Below are 18,703 nucleotides of genomic sequence, written 5' to 3'. Positions count from 1 at the left end.
ATGCCTGTGCTCGGATTCGTGCTGCTGATCGGCCTCACCGCGGCAGCAACCACCGCCGTGTATCCCACTGCCCGACTCCTCCCCGCCTCATCGCGCCAACGACACAATGACGTCCTTGGGTTCGTGTACGCGGAGATCGGCGTCATCTACGCCGTTGTTCTGGCAATGATCGTAGTCGGCGTCTGGGACACGCACTCCCGCGCGCACACGAACACCTATACCGAGACCAACGCCCTGCTTCAGATCTCCTGGTACGCCCGCTCCCTGCCGCAGCCGGACCGCGCGACCTTGACCCAACTCACCGAGTCCTACACCTCCACCGTCATCGGTCAGGAGTGGCCCCGGCTGGGCCAGGGGAAGGACAGCGCCGCTGCGTGGACCCTCTTCACCAGCCTGCGCGACTTCGTCAACACACGCCAGCCTCAGAGCGGAGCTGATCAAGCCCGTTACCAGGGCGCCCTGGAGGCGGTCGGGCAGCTCGGTGACGCGCGGCGCGAGCGCGTGAACGAGGCCGCAACCGCCGGGGTCCCACCTCTGCTGTGGGCCGCACTGCTGGTGGGCGCGCTGATGACCGTGGGGTTCGTGTATCTCTTCGAGGTCGGCAGCCTCCGCGTCCATGCCGGCGCAGTCTGCGCGCTGACGCTGACTGTGGGGGTCATGTTGCTTATCGTCTACGAGTTCAACTACCCGTTCAGCGGCCCGCTGAGTATCAAGCCCACCGCGTTCGAGCTCGCCCTGCAACGCATGAGGACAGTAGGCACATTGGGTCCCGTGTAGCACCAATTTCTCGCCGTCGGCCGGCCTCGGAAAAACGCCGGCAACCAGGAGGGAGAGATCGCGACCATGGCCGCCGACTCCATGGCCGGGAAGCACGCATCCCAAGCGGCAGGCACGCGCGGCCACATGCGGCGACATTGGGACTCACCGAGAATCAGTATGCCTTCAGGCCGTCCCGTCGCGCACGCGTGAAAACGTAGTTGCAGGAGGCCAGTCCGCGGATCGCGGAAGAACTGGGTATCGGCCCGGGTGAGCTTGCCGGGTCCACGCCGAACCTGCCGCCGCCATTCCCGTGCATGGCTGCGCAGCGTCTGCGCGGAGCCGGGACCACCGGCCGCTACTCGGCCCCGTGCCTGCGCGCGCAGCACCCGGCGTGCTCGTGGACGTGGCCCTCGTCTCCCCGCCGGACACCTCCTCGTCTGCGTCCCCGGCGGCTACCGCGCCGGGGGAGCTCGACCAGGGCTGCCGGCCCGACCTCGTCGCGCGGCCCGAAGACCGGGACGCTCTACCGCCACGGCTTCGGCGGCGACGGGAAGGCGGGCGCCCGGATCCCGCTCGGCACCGGCTTCAAGGGCTACAAGAAGCAGCGGCAAGGGCGCCTGCGGGCCCCGCAGGCTGGCCGCACCCGGCTGGGGAGCCCCGTACGACGCGGTGGCCGGGGCCGGGGAGCCGACCGGGGACGGCCCGCGCCGACCTGGTCGCCCGCGACACCGCCGGCCGGATCCGGCGCCATGACGGCACCGGCAGGGGCACGTTCCGCGGCGGCACCCGCACGGGGGGGTGGCAGCGCAACGAAGGCGCGCGCCGTACAACCATGGCCGCCCCCGGGCAGTCACACCTCATGGTCGTGAAAGCTCTTGCGGGGGAAAGGACCTCTCCATGGGCGCATCCGCCCGCCGCGGCCGGCTGGCCACCGCAGTGACCACCGTCGCCATGCTCGTCTCCGGGGGTCTCGTCACCCCCCTGCTCACCGCCGGCGGTGCACAGGCGGTCGTGCTGCCGCCGTGGAACACCCCGGCGCAGGTGGCCGGGGGCGAGTTCCAGGCCCAGGACATGCAGCTCGTCGCCCTGCCGGACGGCTCGGCGGCCGCGCTCTGGCGGGACCGGAACGGCGTGTACGGGGCCGTGCGGCCCGCGGACAGCGACAAGTGGGGCGGGCCGCCGAAGCTGCTCTCCCAGAACGCGGCCGACCGGCTCCGGCTGCGCCTGGTGGCCGGGGCGGACGGGGTGGTGACCGCCGTCTGGGCCGAGGCCGCCGCGGACGCGCCGGCCGGGGCGGCCGGTGCGGAGCACGCGACCTGTCTCGTGTCCGCCTCCTGACCGGCTCCGGGCCGGCCGCGAACCGGCCCGGCACCGCGAAGGCGGTGCTCTCCACGACGGTGGGAGCACCCCCTTCGCCCCTCCAGGCGATCGTCAGGAGGGCGGGGTGACACCGGCGCGCAGCCGGGTGCGGGAGGTGGCGCGCGAGGTCTTCGACGGAAGTGTGCTCCTCGGGCAAGGGCGCTGGGGTGCGCGGACGCCCGGGGAGACCGGGACGCGCAGAGGAGGGAAGGCAAGAGGGAGCGCAGCGGGGAAACGCGGAGTCGTCGGCACCGGAGTCGGCGCACCGGACGCGGCGCTGCGTGCCGCCCAGGAGAGCGACGAGCCGAAAATCGGCAACGCCTCGGCCGCCGCGCACCGCAGCCCTCCTGCCCCCCCCGTCCGTCCCGCCGTCCCGTGCGCCGCCGTGGGACGGGGGGAAGCCCCTTGCGCGCCCCGCCGCAAAGCCCGGCGCGCCCGCCGACTGACCGTTTTTCAGGCGCGGCGGGACACGTCCTCAACGTTCCCCTCTGAGCCCATCCGCACCTGCGTCCCGACCCTCGACGGGGGTCCCAGAAGCGCCTGCGGGGCATCCCGAGTCGCGTCCCGGTCCGGCCGGGACCGTGCCGGGGACGGCCTCGGGACGCCTGGCCCACCCCGACCGGCGGCCGCAGCCCGCCCGTCCGTCCCGAGGCCGCGTGCGCCGTCTCGGGACGGACGGGAAACTGCAGGTCAGCGGCCGGTTGAGGAAGAGGGGACGTCTCGGGCGTCCCGAGCGCAGGGGTGCCTCCCGCGACATGGATACGGTGCGGTCAGTAACCGGCCGGACCGGCTCCCTCGCCGTCGCCACCACCACCCGCGCACCGTCTCCGGTAGCGCGGCCACCGGGCGTTCCACCCGGTGGCCGAAGTGGCCGCGCCGACAGGAGAACACGGCCCCGCAGCAGGACGTACGGCATACGGCGTCCGTGCGCGCCCGCCCCACCCGTACCCGTCCGGTCGGGGGCGCGGGCGTGCGGCCCGTGGTGGTTTCCGGCCGCCGGTCCACACCCCTGACAGAGGAAGAGCGTGAAGATACCCAGAGGACGCCTGCGCGTCCCGGTGGTGGCGGCGGTGGCCACGGCCCTGTCGATACCGCTGGCCCTGCCCGCCCTGGCCAGCTCCCCCCAACCCCCCGGCGGGGCTGCGGCCGGCTGGAGCGCCCCGCCCGTGCCCGCTCCCGCGAAGCCGTCCGCCATCCCGGCGGCGGACCGGGCGAAGACCCTCGGCGCCGGCTACGCCGCGTCCCGGGACATCGCGTTCACCACCACCGGTGACGCGACCGGCTTCCACCTCCTGACGGCCGCCGAGGCCAAGGGGTACGGCTGGAAGACCGCGGCGACGCTCCGCGAGAAGGACTTCGACGCGGACACGTGGATCGGCAACGCCTGTGTGACCGCCTCGGGCCGCCGCGCGGCCGTGGCCTACGCCCCGCGCACCTTCGCCAACAAGCCCGAGCTGATGGTGCGCGGGGCGTTCACCGCCGTCGTCGACCTGGTGACGGGCAAGGTCACGAAGCTGCCGTTCACGGCGGCGCTCGCGTACTTCAGCCCCGGCTGCGGCAACGGCGAGCAGGTGGTGTTCACCCAGCTCACCCACGACGGCGACAAGAAGCAGCGGACGCGCCTCCTCAGCGTCGACGCCGCCACGGGCCGGACGGTCCGCACGACCGTGCGCCCCGGCCAGGTCACCTCCGCGATCCCGGCCGGCCAGGGCATCGTCGCGGCGCGCGGGAACCGGCTGGTGCGGTTCGACGGGGACCGCGAGACCGAGCTGGTGCGCACCCGTACGGTGCCGTTCCAGCTGACGGCGGACGCGGACGGCGGGGTGGCGTTCATCGAGCGCGACCCGGACCGCAAGGCGTCCGGTACGCCGCAGTCGCGCGCGAAGTACCTCGGCGCCGCGGCGGCACACGGCGTACGGCCTGCGGGCGCACGCGCCAAGACCTCCGCGGCCACCGCCGTGACAGTCGCCACCGGTGCCCTCGACGCGTGGGACCTCGCCGGCAGCGCCTCGGGCCGGGTGTTCATCACCGGCAACGCGAAGACCACCGGCACGCTGCCGGTACGGATGGCCAACCCCGGGCGCCTGGCGAAGGGCGCCCGGATGTCCACGCTCGGCCACGCGGCGACCGCGACGGCCTGGGCGGACGGCCGGACGAGCCTGATGACGCCGCAGGAGGCGGGGGGCGCCCGTACCGCGCGGACGCAGCTCACGGTGCTGGCCACCGGCCGGACTCCGGTGCTCGACGCCACTCCGGCGGCCGCCGGCGGTGACGCCGCCTCGGGCACGGCCCCCTCCCCCGCCCTGCCCCGACCGGCGAGGAAGGCATCGGGCGGCCCCGCGAAGGGCGCCCTCGGTGCCGTGCGCAGTGCGCCGGAGAGTCCGACCGAGGAGGCCGACGAGCGCTTCTGCGCGGTCGCCCGCAACAACCCGCGCAAGCAGGCGTTCCAGCCCACCCCGCGCCAGGTGGAGTGGGCGGTCGACCAAGCGGTGATCGGCCGGCTCAACCTCACCCGCCCGGCCGGGTGGAAGAACACCGACATGGGCGCGTACACGCCGCAGTCGCTGTTCCCGGCGACGGTCCTGGACGGCGACCCGAACGGCACGCTGGACAGCGAGGACGGCGCCAGCGACAAGTGGCACATCCCGTCCCAGATCCTGCTCGGCATCACCGCGCAGGAGTCGAACATGTGGCAGGCCACCCGGTTCGCGGTGCCCGGTGTCACGGCCAACAGCCTGATCGGCAACTACTACGGCGTCCAGTACACCTCCAGCGGTCAGCAGGCCGACGCGTGGCGGATCAATTGGTCGGACGCCGACTGCGGATACGGCATCACCCAGGTCACCGACGGGATGCGGCTGGCGGGCAGGACCAAGAAGGGCGAGACCACGCTCAGCCCCCTCACCCAGGAGGCGGTCGCGCTCGACTACACCGCGAACATCGCGTACGGCGCGCAGATCCTCTCGGAAAAGTGGAACACCACCCGCCGCGCCGGCATGAAGATCAACGACGGTGACCCGCGGTGGATCGAGAACTGGTTCTTCGCGCTGTGGGCCTACAACTCGGGCTTCTACCAGAACGCCGACGACGCGGGCCACAAGGGCGTGGGCTGGACCAACAACCCGGCCAACCCGCTCTGGAAGGCCAACCGCACCCCGTTCCTGGAGAACCCGCTGGGCGGTGACGACTACAGCCACGCGGCGCAGCCGCAGAACTGGCCGTACCAGGAGAAGGTGATCGGCTGGGCGGCCCGTCCGATCTCCGCCATGTTCGCCCCCAACAACTTCCAGGCCGGCTACAAGGCGGCCTGGTGGAACCGGACGGCCGACCGCACCACCGCCAAGCCGCCGATCGACCTGTTCTGCAACGCGTCGAACAACTGCGACCCCGGCAAGATCGGCGACAAGGACTCCAACGACCCCGGGATGGGTGCCTGCACCCTCGACTCGGGCGACAAGGCGAGCAACCCGCACTGGCTGCACTGCTGGTGGAACCAGTCGGCGTCGTGGAAGAACTGCACCACCGGCGCGCAGTGCGGCAACGCCGTCCACCGCTTCGACACCACCCACCCGGAGCAGCCGGACGGCACCGCGTACCCGCCGCGGTGCACCTCCGGGCTGCCGGCCGGCACGCTGGTTGTCGACGACCTGCCGAACGGCACCGTGCCGGCGGGGTCGGCGTCACGGAGCTGCGGTGCGGTGAAGTCCGACGGAACGTTCACGTTCACGTACCAGCCGTGGACCCTGATCGATGCCGACACGGGCCAGAACACGGTGACGTATCCCGGCAAGATGGACACCCACCAGATCGGGGCGGGGTACCAGAACCACTTCTGGTTCAGCCACGGCCGCAAGGCCGAGTCGTTCCCGCCGCCGGGCGACCGGATGAAGGTCATCGGCACCTGGCGGCTCGACCGGCCGCTGACCGCGTTCGACGGCCAGGCCAGGGTGTACGCGCACATCCCCGACCACGGGGCGCAGACGGACAAGGCCGAGTACGTGATCCGGCACGCGGCGGGCGAGACGGTCCGGACGGTCTCGCAGACCGCGAACCAGTCCAACAAGTGGGTCGACCTCGGCGCGTACGTCTTCGCCGGCACGAACGCCGAGGTTCGCCTGAGCAACTTCAACGGCGGTGACGGGACCAAGGACATCGCCTGGGACGCAGTGGCGTTCGTGCCGGGCGACTACTCCGGCATCCCGTCGGACTGGACCTTCGGCGACCCGGACCCGTTCGTGCCGGACCCGGACCAGGTGCAGCGGCCGGAGACCATTCCGGGCCGGTTCCTCGAACCCCCGGCCGCCGGGTCGGCCGCGGCGCGCTCCGGCAAGGCGTCCGACGCGGGCCGGCCGACGCTGACCTCCGCCCCCGCAGCCGTGCCCTTCGTCGCTCCCGCGGCCGCCCCGCCGCCCGCCGGCACCTGCTCCACCACGCAGATCTCGATGACGCTGACCCGCAGCACGGCCTGCATCGTCTCGGAGCTGACCATCACGCGGCCGCGCAGCGGTCTGCACCAGGCCGCCATGGCGACGTTCAACTACGTGCACGACATCTACACCGACCCGCGGAGCAAGGTCGTCACGCAGAAGGTGACGGTCAGCCTGAAGAGCCTCGTCGGCGCGGCCACCACCGGCATGGACGTGAACTTCCAGTGCAGCGGCAACTGCACGATGAGCACGCCGGTCAAGACGGGCATCGAGGTCTTCGCGCCGGGCGACCGGCACACCTTCTCGATCGAGTCGAAGATGACGTGGACCGGTTCGTACGAGCAGAACATCCGGCCGCAGTGGGTGATGCTGGGCCAGATGGACGGCGTGCCCACCAAGAGCACCCCGCTGGTCGAGAAGGACGAGCTGACCGTCCGCTGCGACGAGACCGTCCTCAGGGCGACCGCCGGATGCGTGTTCTCGCGCTACCGGCCGACGTACACGATGAACTCGAAGAAGTTCCCGGCCGCCGCGGCGCACGTGCTGCTCGTCCAGACCAAGCTGCCCCATCACTTCGGACTCAAGGGGCAGGGCGACCCGCTGAAGTACTTGGGACCGGACGTTCTCAAGCCGGGCACGGACAGCACGAAGATGAGCACCTCGAACCGGAACACGATCTGCCCGACCGGGTGGGCCAAGCAGTTCAGCCCCACGCTGTCGCCGCAGCTCGTCGCGTCCAACACCGACGAGCCGAACTGCGACGAGTTCCCCTTCGCCTCCACCACCCAGAGCGCCGGGATGCCGGCGGCGTGGGGTGGCGAGAACCCCCGGCCGGTCAAGTCGGGTGACGAGTGCATCAGCACCATCGCCATGAAGGACCCGGACGGCGTGTGGCGGCTCCACCTGGCCGTCGGCCCCGGCTCGATCGTCCCGACCTGGACGGAGACCTGCGGCCGTTCGGCGATGTCGGGGAACCAGAACCAGGGCTCCATGCAGCCGTTCGGTGCGTTCCGCAACGACAACCGCCTGATCGACGGCGACCAGTACTGGCTCGACGTGCCGAAGCCGTGACCGCGGCCGTGACCGTGGTCCCGACCGCGGTCCTGGACGAGAACGGCAGCTGTACGTAGTACCCGCGAGGCCCCCGGTGCATCCGCCGCCGGGGGCCTCGCCGGGTTACGGCGCAGCCGGCGCCGAGGTCGTGGACCGCGCCCGGCAGCCCCGGCACGGTGGCGGCGGAGGGGACGAGAGCGGAAGAGCAGCGGAGCGGAAGGGGTGGTCAGGCCTTGGGGAACGAGATCCGGATCCGGTAGCGCTTCTCCAACTCGGCTATTTTCTGCGGGAGTTGCACCCGTATCTTTGCGATTTCGGCGGCATGGGAAGCCCTGAACCGGAGGGCCGCCCGGGCACGCAGTGGCTGCCGCACGGCCTCCACCGGTTTCATGCAGATCGCGTAGACGCTCCCGAGGCTCCGGGCGGCGGTGGCGTCGGCGGCCTGGAGTCGCTGGTCGACGAGGTCGAGGAAGGCGCTCTCATCACGCGCCTCCACCTGGTGGGCGGTGAGGCAGTCGCCGAGGCCGGCGAAGGCCTTGCGGACTTCGGGGGTTCGGTCGACCGTGGAGATCTCCGCGAACCAGGCCGACTGCAGCGGGCCGTATACCTCCACGAGTCCCTGCCCGACCGCGCGGCCCCGGCCCAGGCACGTGCGGAGCCGGGGAGCCGGCCCGGCAGGCGTGTCGGTGCCGGATCGGGCCGTGGGCGGCGTGCCCGGCACGACGTTGTCTCCCGCGAAGCCGTGTGCGGCGAGGTGGGCCAGGTCGGGAAGGGCCTGATACCGGGTGAACATCGGGGGCGGGGAGTCCGGCAGGCTCTCGCCGAGACCCCGCGCGCAGCCGTAGGCCTCCCAGGCGGCGGCGAGGCTGCCGAAGGCGTCGAGGCCCTGCGTCCACCGGGTCTCCTCCCCCGTCGTCGGCAGCACCAGGGAGGCGGTGTCCGCGGGCATGCGGTAAGAGACCGCTGCGGTCCGCAGGTCGGGACGGCCCTGCGGGACGGCCGGGGCCGCCGCTCCCGGGTGGCTCGCGGGGGCGGTGCACGCGCCGACGAGAGAGCCGAGCACAGCAGACAGGACGACAGCGCGGAGGCGGCGCGGGGCGCGTGGTCGGCGGGCGGGACGGGTCATGCTGTGGCTCTCTTCGGGGAACTCGGGCGTGGTGGGGGGGCGGCTCGGGGCGTGGTGGGGAGGAGGCGGCAGGGTGGGGCCCGCCGCTCGGCGCGGTGGGCCCCACGACACCGGTCAGTGGGTGATCTCGACCCAGTCGCCACCGTCCCTCTTGCTGGCGACGCTGAACTCCCGGCCACTGCTGAGGTTGGACACCAGGACGATCTCGTTGAGGGCGTGTCCGCCGTCGTAGGCGTGGACGTAGCCGCGCGATCCGATGGTCCAGTAGCCGAAGGCGTCCCGGTAGAAGCCGGCGTAGTCGTCGCCGTTGTAGTCGCTGCTGTTGATGGAGTGGGTGAGGTTCACGTCGCGGCAGCCGCTGCTTGCCTTGTGCTCCGACTGGCCGGGGCCCAGGAAGCCCGTCCAGAGCTCCGAGGTCACGCAGCCGGCCGCCGAGGCGGACGGGGCGGCGGTGAGCAGGGAGGCAGCGACGATGGCGACGGTGGCGAACCCGGCGAGGGACTTTCTCATGGAATTCTCCAAAAAAGGGTTGGGTGTGAGGCTCTGTCAGGTACTGACCGGCCGACCCCGTCGATGGAGGTCCTCACATCGGCGGAGTCGACGAGGGGGCGGGGGGGCGGGGGCCCTGCTGCTGCCCGGTCTACTCGAAGCCGACCGTGGCGATCAGGTGGTGCCAGGTGTAGCGGCCGACCACGCCGTCCGGACCGCCCTGGGTCGAGTTCTTGCGCTGGAAGTCCACGACCGCGTTGTACGTCTTGGGGCCGAAGCTGCCGTCGACGAAGCCGGGCCGGTCCTCGGCCCTCACCGCACCGGCCTCGATCAGCGCGTCCTGGAGCCCGCGGACGCACACACCGGACGAGCCCTTGGCGAGCACCACCGTGGGTATCTCCCAGGCCATGTAGACCTCGGAGCCGTAGGCGCTCTTGCAGGCGTTCAGGTCCTCCACCCAGTGCGCCTGTGCCGGGGCGGACGCGAGGCCGCCGAGAAGGGCCGCGGTGCTCGCGACGACCACGCCGGCCCAGAACGTGCGCTTGCGCGCTGCCTTGTTCGCCATGGCGATCAGTCCTCGTTCCGGGAGGTGACGGCCTGCCCGGCGCTGCCGGAGCGGGAGTCGCGGTGGTCGCCGGCCGAGGCAGCGGGCGCGAGGGCCGCGAGAGGGTGTGCATGGCGCGCTGACAGCATGTGGATCGTCTCCAGACGAAGAAGGAAGAAGGAACAGCAAGAGGAAGGGCGACCGGAAGGGCCGGACCGTCGGCCGGGGAGGGACGCGGCGGGGCTCAGCCCGTCACGAGCTTCTCCCAGGTCCGCGGCCCCACGATGCCGTCGGCATCGAGGCCGTGGGTGTTCTGGAACCTGCGGACGGCCGAGTCGGTCCGGGCGCCGAAGACGCCGTCGGCGAAGTTGCCGCCACTCTGCTCCCACGCGGTGAGGCCGAACCGGGAGACGAGCTCCTGGAGCCCGATGACGCAGATACCGGAATCGCCCTGTGCGTAGTTGTACCGCGGGACGGTCTGCCCACCCGGGGACAGCCGGGTGCCGTACGTCTCCTTGCAGATCTTGTACGCGGAGTCGTCCGCCTGGGCGGTCGGCGCGGAGACGAGGAGGGCCGCGGCGGAGAACGCAGCGAGGAGGAGCGAGGTGGCGCCCTTCGCGGGGCGAGTTGTGCGCATGGTGCGAGGGCCTTTCGTAGCGGGCGCTTGAACACCACTGTGCCGACCGGCACCAACGACTCCCCAACGGCTCCCCAACGCCCCCAGCCCCTGGCACCGCGAGCGACCGGCGCGCGACACACGCACCGGTCGGGCCGGGGGCATCGGTCCCGGGTACGCCTCGCCCACCGTCCCCCGGGCCGACGGCAGCATGGTCTGCTGCCGTCGGCCCGCCGTCACCGGGACCTCTCGGGGTCAGTGGAGGAAGGTCACGTCCCAGTGGTTGCCCTCGTCGGCGTAGATGTTGCCCGAGGGGGAGGTGTAGAGCCTGGCTCCGTCCCCGCGGGTCCCCGTGTACGGGAAGGTCCCGGTGACGTAGCCGGTCAGGCAGGAGGTCCTGGCGAAGTCGAGCTTGTAGCCGTTCCAGTGGCTGTACGTGCCGCTTGCGTGCCCGGTCTCCGTACCGCCCGTGATGGTCAGGGCGCAGGAGCTCGACCCGCGCAGGGCGGTGGCGCCGTCGGCGGAGGTACGGCGGAGGCCGTCGAACGAGGTGCAGCTGCTGTTGTTGCGGTCGGAGCAGTTGCCGGACGACGTCCACGAGACGCCGGCGGAGGTAAAGATCGAGGCTGCCTGCGCGTGGGTCAGCAGCCCGTCGCCGCCGGAGCCGCCGGAGCCGGTGACCAGGGCGCGCCAGGTGTCCGGGCCGACGATGCCGTCCGCGGCCAGGCCCTTGGAGGACTGGAAGTCCTTGACCTTGCGGTCGGTGCCGTCGCCGAAGGCGCCGTCGACCGCGAGACCCGCGCCGTAGCGGTTGAGCTGTGTCTGAACGCCCTTGACCGCGGATCCGCTGTCGCCCTTGCGGACCGTGACGATCAGCTTGGACCAGGTGTTGGTGCCGACTATGCCGTCGACCGGGGTCAGGCCGTTGGCGCTCTGGAAGCTCTTGACCTTGGCCTCGGTGCCGTCACCGAAGGCGCCGTCGGCTCCGGTCGCGTGGCCGCGGGCGGTCAGCAGGTGCTGGACGGTCGTCACCTGAACGCCGGAGTCGCCCTTGCGTACGAGGGGCCAGTCGGCGGCGAGTGCCGGGGCCGCGGAGAGCAGGCCCGCCGCCAGTGCGGCGATCAGGGTGGTGAGCAGGGCGGCCACCCCGCCGGTGCGTCGTCTCGTCATGTCTTCGTCCTCGGAGTCGCGGTTGCCGTGCCGGTTGCCGTGTCTGCTTGCCGTGGCGGTTGCCGTGCCGGTGGCGGTCAGCACTGGTAGGAGGCGTTGGGGTGGACCGGCTCGCAGTACCGGATGTGCAGGTGGTTGTCGTGGTTGGGGTACTGGATGGTCAGCCCCTCCGAGATCAGCTGGGGGTCGTTGAAGTAGATGAACTTCACGTGCCCGGGAGCCGCCGCGCGCAGGGCCTTGACCAGCTCGCGCGTCGCGCCGCGGTCGTACGCGGACGACTGCCAGGTGATCCTGGAGCCGCCGCACTGGGCCGAGTCCGTGCGGACCGGCCAGAGGTCGGCGTCGAGTCCGACCTGGTGGCTGGCGTGGCCGGAGATGGAGCCGCCGTGCTCGAAGGCGACGTCACCGACCGGGACCTTGCCGCGTCCCAGGCCGGAGAAGCTGCGGGCGGCGGCCTCCAGCTGGGCGACTGCGGCCGCGGTTCCCCAGTCGGCGGAGCTGTTCCCGTCCGGGCTCTGGTTGCAGAGCGTGCCGGCGTTGTAGTCGACGTACTCGTAGTGCCACAGCAGGTTGGTCCAGGTGTCGGGGCCGACGACGCCGTCCGCGCCCAGACCGGCGTGGCTCTGGAAGGTGCGGACGGCCGAGGCGGTGCCGGAGCCGAATACGCCGTCGACGGCGAGCCCTGCGCCGCGCTTGGCGTTGAGCAGGTGCTGTACGGCCTTGACGGCCTCGCCCCGGCTGCCCTCACGCACGGTGGGGGTCAGCGCCCGCCAGGTCTGGGGGCCGACGATGCCGTCGGCGCCGAGGCCGTGGGAGGACTGGAAGGAGCGGACGGCGCTGTCGGTGCCCGAGCCGAAGACGCCGTCTGCGGTGAGCTGGGCGCCCTGCCCGTTCAGCAGGTACTGGAGGGCTGCGGTGTCGGAGCCCCGGTTGCCCTTGCTCTGGGACGGGATGAACGCGCCGGAGAACGCCTGCGCGGGGGCGCCCAAGCCGATGAGCAGGAGCAGGGCGGCGAAGGCGGCGAGGGCGGTGAGGGGCACGGCGCCGCGCACGGCGTGGCCGGCCCGGGTGGTCGTTGACATGGTGGTGGGTCTCTCCTGGGTGGGGAAGGGGGGTTCAGCCGAGCAGGCGGCTGAAGGTGCGGGCGTCGACCAGACCGTCGGCGGGCAGCCCCGTCGTGTTCTGGAAGCTGGTGACCGACGCCTGGGTTCCGGGGCCGTAGGCGCCGTCGACGCCGGTCGGGACCCCCTTGGCCGTGAGCAGGAGCTGCACGGCCTTGACGGCCTCGCCGGAGTCGCCCTGGCGTACGGGCACGACCAGTTGGTGCCAGGTCTGGTTGCCTGCGTAACCGTCGGAGGTCGCGGTCACGAGGGTCTGGAAGTCCCGGACGGCCTGTTCGGTGGCGGGTCCGAAACTCCCGTCGGCGGTGATCGCGGCGCCGCGGCGGACGAGGAGGTGCTGCAGCGCGCGGACCCGGTCGCCGGTGTCGCCGTTGCGCAGCAGCGGCCAGACGGGTGCCGTCGGGTTTCCGCCGACACGGGCCGCGATGTCCCGCCGCAGCTGCGGGAGCATCGCGTACAGGCGGTCGCCGGGGCACTGGGTGGCGTTGAAGTCCCGGTGGCCGTAGACCTGGTAGGCGCGCAGCCCGTACTGGCGGCAGAGGTGCGCGCAGAGCTCGACCAGCGCGGCGTACTGCTCGCTCCGCGGGTCCACCGTGGTGTACGTGCCCTCGTTCTCGATGCCGATGGCGACGGTGTTCTGCCCGCTGCAGTGCGCGGACTCGACGGTGCGGGTGCCGCTCTGGAGCGCGGCCAGGCTGCCGTGCCGGCCCTCCAGGACGTGGGCGCCGCGGGAGACGGTGAAGTGCTGGCCGGTGTCGATCCAGTGCCGGTCCATCGCCCAGTTCTGCATGGAGCGGGCCAGCTGGAAGGCCTGTGCCTGCGAATAGTCGGTGACGTTGGCCGTGGCGGTGTGATGCACGATGATCTTTTGCGGCGGGGTCGGCAGGATCCGCACGGGGGTGCTCGGTGGCCGGGCTCCCCAGGCGGTGGTGTCCGCGATGGCGGGGACCGACACGGCCAGGGCACGGCCGCTTCCCCACAGGGGGAGCGCGGCGGCGGCGCCGAGGGCGAGGCCTGCGGTGAGCAGGGAGCGACGGCCGGGGGTCGGTTCGTTGACCGGGGTCATGGTGGGGTTGTCCTCAGGTGGATTCGGCACGGGTCGGTGCAGCCGCTCGCCGTTCGGCGATGGCGTGGACGTGTCCGGGCCGTGGCGGCTCGACTCGTGTCAGGCGACGGCCGCGAGGGCCGCGGAGTTGGGGAGTCCAGGGAAGGTCGGGTGGCCCGCGGACAGCGTGTCCGGGCGCCTTCCTCTTTTCCGAGGGCGGATGGGCAGGGCACGCGATGCAGGTGACGTGCGGTCGACCTGGCCGGGTGCTCGCCGCCCACTCTCCCGACCGGCAGCAACAGGCCACCAACACGGCACCAACCGGCCGGGCGGACGGACGGGCAAGGCCGGAAGAGGGAGCCGCCACCACGATCCGGACACGGGGGCGTCGTCCGGAATGCTCCGATGTTTTCTCATAATCGATCTTGCTCCAGGCGTACGGAACAGCCGACGATGGAATGCCGACCAGGCGATCGACCGGATGTTCGACCTGGTATCGGCATGCGATCGGGGGTACGCATGAGATTCGGTGTTCTGGGCCCGCTGTCGATCCACGACGACAGCGGCGCCCCCCTGTGCATCAGCGCACCGAAGTCCCGTGCGCTGCTCGCCGCCCTGCTGCTCGAACCGAACCGGCCCGTGCACCACGACACCCTCGTTTCCGCCCTCTGGGGTGACGATCCCCCACCGACGGCGACCGCCTCCCTGTTCAATCACATCGCGCGCGCCCGCAAGGCCCTGGCGCCCCACACCGACCGCATGCGTTCACGACACGACGGTGTCGAACTGCGCGTTGAGGCAGGCGAGCTGGACAGCGAGGACTTCGACCGCCGGATGCGCCTGGCCCGGACCGCCCTGGCCGACGGCGACTGGGAGGCGGTCGACCGCGAGACCTCGGCCGCCCTGGCCCTGTGGCGCGGTGCAGCGCTCGCGGACGTACCCGGCTCGGCCGGCCACCCGTCCGTCGCCCGCCTCCACGAACAGCGCCTGGACGCACTCGACCACCGCTTCGAGGCACTGCTGTACCTCGACCGCCTCGACGGGGCGGCGGCCGAGCTCCGCGCGCTGGTCGCGGAGCACCCTTTCCGCGAGTCACTGCACCGCCGGCTCATGCTGGTCCTGGCCCGTACCGGCCGCCAGGCTGAAGCCCTCGACGTGTTCCGCGCCCTGCGCCGGACCCTGGTCGACGAGCTCGGGGTCGAGCCGTCGCCTGCCGTGCAGGACGCCCATCAGGAGGTGCTCCGGCTCGGCGAGGGTACGGCCGGACCGCCGCACCCCGGACCGCCGCAGGCCCGACAGGCCGCCCCACCGAAGTCCGTCGCGCAACTCCCGGCACCGCCCGCCACCTTCGTCGGCAGGACCGAGCAGATCGACCGGGTGCACGCGGCCCTCGAAATCCCCCGCACGCAGGCCGCCCTGGTGGTGATCAGCGGCATGGCGGGCGTCGGCAAATCGGGCCTGGCCCTGCACCTCGCCGACCGGCTGCGCGACTCGTTCCCCGACGGCCAGCTCTACCTCGACCTGCACGGCGCGACCCCGGGCGTACCCCCGGTGGATCCCGGCGAGGCCGTCACCCGGCTCCTGCTCGGACTCGGTGCGGACACACGCCGCATACCGTCGCAGACGTCCGCCGCCACCGCCCTCCTCCGGTCGACGCTGGCACCCACCCGCACCCTGCTCGTACTCGACGACGCCGCATCGGTGTCCCAGGTACTGCCGCTGCTGCCCGCCGGCGCGGGCTGCCTGGTCCTGCTCACCAGCCGCACCACCCTGGCCACCCTCGACCCCGCCGTCCACCTCGCCCTCGACCCGCTGCCCCCCTCGGACGGCGCCCTTCTGCTCGAACGCGCCTCCGGCCGGACCTGGACCGAGGCCGACCGGGCCGGGGTCGCCCGCCTCGTCACCCTCTGCGGCCACCTGCCCCTCGCGCTGCGGGTGGCCGCCGCCCGGCTGCGGACCCGCCGGACACTCACCGTGGCTCGCCTGGCGGATCGCCTGGCCCAGCCCGAGGACCGGCTCGACCACCTGGAACTCGAAGACCTCAGCGTCCGCAGGCTGCTCCGGGCCGCCTACGACGGGCTGCTGGCCTCCGGGGAGGAGCAGGACGACGACGCCGCCACCGCCCTCACCCTGATCGGAGCGCTCGACCTCCCCGAGTACCCCGCCCCGATGATGGCGTGGGCCATGGACACCTGCGAGCAGCGCGCCGAGCACGCACTGGAACGACTGGCGGACATCGCCCTCCTCCAGGAGGGGGCGAACGGACACCACACCCCGCACGACCTGGTCCGCGACTTCGCGCGGGAGATCGCCCGAGGACCGGACCTCCAGGCGAAGGGCGCGGCGGCCGCCGAACGCGCCCTGCATTGGTACGTCGACGGCGCCACCCTGTGCGCGGAGGCCCTCCGCCCCCGGTTCAAGCCCGCGCCGCTCGCCGCCCGCCGCACCCACCCGGGCCTCAGCGACGCCGCCTCCGTCACGGCCTGGGTGGAGAGCGAAGCGGCGAACCTGCTGTTCCTCGCCTCCCAGGGCACCGAGGGCCGGTGCCTCGACGCGGGGACGACCTTGGAACTCGTCAACGGCCTCTTCCCGTATCTCCAGGACCGCGGAAGGTTCCACGACCTGATGCGCCTGACCCGCCACGCCGTCGACCTCACCCGAGCCTCGGGCGACGCGACCGCCGAAGGCCAGGCACTGTTCCAACTGGCCGCCGCCCACTACTCCGCAGGCCAGCTCCGCGTGGCCTTGCGCCTGCTCGGCGAAGCCGCACAGCTGAGCCTGCGCCTCGGCGACGACCTCAACAGGATGCTGCACCTGGGCAATCAAGCGTCCCTGCTCAAGATCCTCGGGCGTGCGGACGAAGCCCGCGCCGCCCTGGCCGTATGCCTCGAACTGCGCCCAGCCGCCCTGTCGCCCCACCACGAGTGCCTCATGCTGGGACACCAGGGGCACGTCGCCGAACTCACCGACCCCCGGTCGGCGCTCGACTACCACCTGCGGGCCGCAGACATCGCGAAGGAGGCCGGCATCCCGGTCCTGCACCAGATGGCCCTGTGCAACGTAGGACTCGTCCACCTCGCACTCGGCGAACCGTCCGCCGCCCTGAGCAGGTTCGAGGAGGCCTTGGCCGTCACGGAACCCGGGGCCGCGCACTGGAACGCCGAACGCGAAGCACGACTGGGCAAGGCGAAGGCCCTACGCCTCCTGGACCTCCCCGCCCGGGCGGACGACGTGTGCGAACGGCTGGCCGCCGACGCGGCGCTGCGCGGCGACACGTACGCCCTCGCCCTCGTCGCGTACGAGCACGGCCACGTCCGCACGGCCCTGGCGGACCCGGTGGGCGCCCGCGCCCTGTGGCACGGCGCGCTGTCCGCCCTGGAGGGCACCGACGCCGACGTGCTTCCCGAGCTGCGCCGGCTGCTGGATCCCTGACCGGGACGCGGGCCGGGCAGGGGCGGGGCGGGCCGGGCCGGGCCGGGCCGGGCCGGGCCGGGGGCGAGCGAGGCATCCGCGAACGGACCGCCGTTGCCATGCCGTTGGTGAGCCGTTGACGGCGGTCGGCAGAGTCGTCCCCATCGCTCCCACGACAGGAGACACACTCCATGCCCTCGTCCCGCCCCACCAAGCCCCTGACAGCCCTCGCGCTCGCCGTGGCCACCGCCGGCACCCTACTGGCCACGGCCCCCGCCGCCACGGCAAGCGAGGAATACCGCGAAGCCTGCCACGACAGCGTCGGCATCCGCAGGATGCCCAGCGGCTGGATCATTCCCGCCCGCAACTTCCAGTACGGCTCGACGGGCGTGTGCGTGCGCGAGCTGCAGTCCGACGTCGCCTCGGCCGTGGGCATCGCCCCCGAGGACTGGCCCTTCGTCGACGGCGTCTTCGGTACGAAGACCGACCGCTACGTCAGGGAGTTCCAGCACCGCAACGGCCTGGTCGTGGACGGCATCGTCGGTCCCAGGACCTGGGAGGCGCTCGTCTCCCAGACCACGGACTGACCGCCATGGCGCACATGACGAAAGCGAAGAGGAAGACGAGGACGTACATGCCGGACAGCACGAACACGACGAGCAAGGCACCCCACACGCACACTCGCACCCGCACGCGGTCCCGAACGTTCTGGGCCGGCGCCGTCGTCGCGACCGCCGCGGCCCTCCTCGGCGGCCTGGCCTCCGCCCCCGCCCAGGCGAGCTGGTCCAACGAAATGCAGGCATGCAAGAACGCCTACGGCTCGGAGGTGTACCTGGGCATGGAGATTCCCACGGTCGTCCTCGCGAAGGGCTCGTCCGGCGTGTGCGTCCGGGAGGTCCAGGAACTCCTGCTGGCGGTCGGAGCGGTCCGCGACGAGGACCGGACCGGCTTCATCGACGGTTCCTTCGGCACCAAGACCTACCAGGCGGTCGTCACCTACCAACGCGCGAGAGGTGTCCGGGGCGGTGCGGACGGCGTCGTCGGCCGCAACACCTGGCAAAGCCTCGTCGCCGACGTCTACTGGCCGGAATGAGCGCCCCCAGGCGTGCGGCGGCCGGAGCGGCAGCAGTCTTGGGCGTGACGCTCCTCATGGCCACGGGGTTCGCCGCCCCGCAGGCGTCGGCCCAGACCGGCTACCTGGAGGCGTGCCGGAACCAGGTCGGTACGCGCTGGGCGTCCAACGGCTGGCCCGTCCCGGCCGTGGACCTCGCCAGGGGCTCCCGCGGCGACTGCGTACGGGCCCTGCAGTGGGCACTGGTGCGGACCGCGTTCGTCGACTCCGCGGAGGCCCCGACCTTCATCGACGGCGACTTCGGCCCCAAAACGGAGGCCGCCGTGCTGCGGTTCCAGTCGAAGTACCCACGGGAGACCGGCGGCCCTGACGGCATCGTCGGCATCATGACCTGGGGGTACCTCATCCCCGCCGCAGAAGGCTGACCCGACCTCCGACCGCCGAGCGGCCGGACACGGCGTACACGTGAACGTGCCCAGTCACGTACGGAGGAGGGGAACGTATTCAGCGG

Annotated in this window: 15 protein-coding genes and 1 pseudogene; 7 read left to right on the top strand and 9 right to left on the bottom strand. The window is 72.3% G+C overall.

Features of this window, described 5'->3' with window-relative positions:
* The 3 genes from ACZ407_RS14000 to ACZ407_RS13990 all read left to right on the top strand — a co-directional run bounded on the left by ACZ407_RS14000 (position 1) and on the right by ACZ407_RS13990 (position 7,616).
* Positions 1-777: a bestrophin-like domain gene (locus tag ACZ407_RS14000; protein ID WP_468128290.1), complete on the top strand. Its 777-nt coding sequence runs from the start codon at positions 1-3 to the stop codon at positions 775-777.
* 879 nt (positions 778-1,656) lie between these two features.
* Complete coding sequence (locus ACZ407_RS13995; RefSeq protein WP_468128289.1) at positions 1,657-2,097, top strand: hypothetical protein; 441 nt, start codon at positions 1,657-1,659, stop codon at positions 2,095-2,097.
* Positions 2,098-3,143: 1,046 nt separating this feature from the next.
* Positions 3,144-7,616: a golvesin C-terminal-like domain-containing protein gene (locus ACZ407_RS13990; protein ID WP_468128288.1), complete on the top strand. Its 4,473-nt coding sequence runs from the start codon at positions 3,144-3,146 to the stop codon at positions 7,614-7,616.
* Between the two features lie 208 nt (positions 7,617-7,824).
* Here ACZ407_RS13990 and ACZ407_RS13985 read toward each other — a convergent pair whose 3' ends face one another.
* The 9 genes and pseudogenes from ACZ407_RS13985 to ACZ407_RS13945 form a co-directional block, all read right to left on the bottom strand.
* Complete coding sequence (locus ACZ407_RS13985; RefSeq protein ID WP_468128287.1) at positions 7,825-8,661, bottom strand: hypothetical protein; 837 nt, start codon at positions 8,659-8,661, stop codon at positions 7,825-7,827.
* A gap of 177 nt (positions 8,662-8,838) precedes the next feature.
* A complete protein-coding gene (locus ACZ407_RS13980) occupies positions 8,839-9,234 on the bottom strand; it encodes a hypothetical protein (RefSeq protein ID WP_468128286.1) in 396 nt (131 codons plus the stop codon).
* A 130-nt stretch (positions 9,235-9,364) separates the two neighbouring features.
* On the bottom strand, positions 9,365-9,778 hold the full coding sequence (locus ACZ407_RS13975) for a peptidoglycan-binding domain-containing protein (RefSeq protein WP_468128285.1): 414 nt from the start codon (positions 9,776-9,778) through the stop codon (positions 9,365-9,367).
* A gap of 5 nt (positions 9,779-9,783) precedes the next feature.
* Positions 9,784-9,906, bottom strand: coding sequence for a hypothetical protein (locus tag ACZ407_RS13970; RefSeq protein WP_468128284.1), 123 nt, complete (start codon positions 9,904-9,906; stop codon positions 9,784-9,786).
* 95 nt (positions 9,907-10,001) lie between these two features.
* Positions 10,002-10,394 carry a peptidoglycan-binding domain-containing protein gene (locus ACZ407_RS13965; RefSeq protein ID WP_468128283.1) on the bottom strand — a complete coding sequence of 131 codons (393 nt, stop codon included), beginning with the start codon at positions 10,392-10,394 and terminating at the stop codon, positions 10,002-10,004.
* A gap of 234 nt (positions 10,395-10,628) precedes the next feature.
* Positions 10,629-11,246, bottom strand: coding sequence for a peptidoglycan-binding domain-containing protein (locus ACZ407_RS13960; RefSeq protein WP_468128335.1), 618 nt, complete (start codon positions 11,244-11,246; stop codon positions 10,629-10,631).
* A gap of 12 nt (positions 11,247-11,258) precedes the next feature.
* Positions 11,259-11,543, bottom strand: a pseudogene (locus tag ACZ407_RS13955) (peptidoglycan-binding domain-containing protein); the annotation flags it as partial.
* Positions 11,544-11,620: 77 nt separating this feature from the next.
* Positions 11,621-12,625: a peptidoglycan-binding domain-containing protein gene (locus tag ACZ407_RS13950; RefSeq protein WP_468128282.1), complete on the bottom strand. Its 1,005-nt coding sequence runs from the start codon at positions 12,623-12,625 to the stop codon at positions 11,621-11,623.
* A 34-nt stretch (positions 12,626-12,659) separates the two neighbouring features.
* Positions 12,660-13,730, bottom strand: a complete 1,071-nt coding sequence (locus ACZ407_RS13945) for a peptidoglycan recognition protein family protein (protein ID WP_468128281.1) — start codon at positions 13,728-13,730, stop codon at positions 12,660-12,662.
* A gap of 498 nt (positions 13,731-14,228) precedes the next feature.
* Between ACZ407_RS13945 and ACZ407_RS13940 the strand changes: the two genes are divergently transcribed.
* The 4 genes from ACZ407_RS13940 (at position 14,229) to ACZ407_RS13925 (ending at position 18,617) form a co-directional block, all read left to right on the top strand.
* Positions 14,229-17,141, top strand: coding sequence for an AfsR/SARP family transcriptional regulator (locus ACZ407_RS13940; protein ID WP_468128280.1), 2,913 nt, complete (start codon positions 14,229-14,231; stop codon positions 17,139-17,141).
* 170 nt (positions 17,142-17,311) lie between these two features.
* Entirely contained in the window at positions 17,312-17,707 is a 396-nt protein-coding gene (locus ACZ407_RS13935) for a peptidoglycan-binding domain-containing protein (RefSeq protein WP_468128279.1), read from the top strand.
* A 14-nt stretch (positions 17,708-17,721) separates the two neighbouring features.
* Positions 17,722-18,213, top strand: coding sequence for a peptidoglycan-binding domain-containing protein (locus tag ACZ407_RS13930; protein WP_468128278.1), 492 nt, complete (start codon positions 17,722-17,724; stop codon positions 18,211-18,213).
* A 44-nt stretch (positions 18,214-18,257) separates the two neighbouring features.
* Positions 18,258-18,617: a peptidoglycan-binding domain-containing protein gene (locus tag ACZ407_RS13925; RefSeq protein WP_468128277.1), complete on the top strand. Its 360-nt coding sequence runs from the start codon at positions 18,258-18,260 to the stop codon at positions 18,615-18,617.
* Positions 18,618-18,703 lie beyond the last annotated feature (86 nt).

It is taken from the genome of Streptomyces sp. NPDC030809 (assembly GCF_055572195.1).
The sequence above is the reverse complement of the archived record's forward strand: the minus strand, read 5'-3'. Positions and strand labels throughout refer to the sequence as shown.

What these genes read in the sequence shown, in the direction of transcription:
- ACZ407_RS14000 (WP_468128290.1), top strand. Translation starts at nt 1, where the DNA reads ATGCCTGTGCTCGGATTCGTGCTGCTGATCGGCCTCACCGCGGCAGCA.
- ACZ407_RS13995 (WP_468128289.1), top strand. Translation starts at nt 1,657, where the DNA reads ATGGGCGCATCCGCCCGCCGCGGCCGGCTGGCCACCGCAGTGACCACC.
- ACZ407_RS13980 (WP_468128286.1), bottom strand. Translation starts at nt 9,234, where the DNA reads ATGAGAAAGTCCCTCGCCGGGTTCGCCACCGTCGCCATCGTCGCTGCC.
- ACZ407_RS13975 (WP_468128285.1), bottom strand. Translation starts at nt 9,778, where the DNA reads ATGGCGAACAAGGCAGCGCGCAAGCGCACGTTCTGGGCCGGCGTGGTC.
- ACZ407_RS13970 (WP_468128284.1), bottom strand. Translation starts at nt 9,906, where the DNA reads ATGCTGTCAGCGCGCCATGCACACCCTCTCGCGGCCCTCGCGCCCGCT.
- ACZ407_RS13965 (WP_468128283.1), bottom strand. Translation starts at nt 10,394, where the DNA reads ATGCGCACAACTCGCCCCGCGAAGGGCGCCACCTCGCTCCTCCTCGCT.
- ACZ407_RS13950 (WP_468128282.1), bottom strand. Translation starts at nt 12,625, where the DNA reads ATGTCAACGACCACCCGGGCCGGCCACGCCGTGCGCGGCGCCGTGCCC.
- ACZ407_RS13945 (WP_468128281.1), bottom strand. Translation starts at nt 13,730, where the DNA reads ATGACCCCGGTCAACGAACCGACCCCCGGCCGTCGCTCCCTGCTCACC.
- ACZ407_RS13940 (WP_468128280.1), top strand. Translation starts at nt 14,229, where the DNA reads ATGAGATTCGGTGTTCTGGGCCCGCTGTCGATCCACGACGACAGCGGC.
- ACZ407_RS13935 (WP_468128279.1), top strand. Translation starts at nt 17,312, where the DNA reads ATGCCCTCGTCCCGCCCCACCAAGCCCCTGACAGCCCTCGCGCTCGCC.
- ACZ407_RS13930 (WP_468128278.1), top strand. Translation starts at nt 17,722, where the DNA reads ATGACGAAAGCGAAGAGGAAGACGAGGACGTACATGCCGGACAGCACG.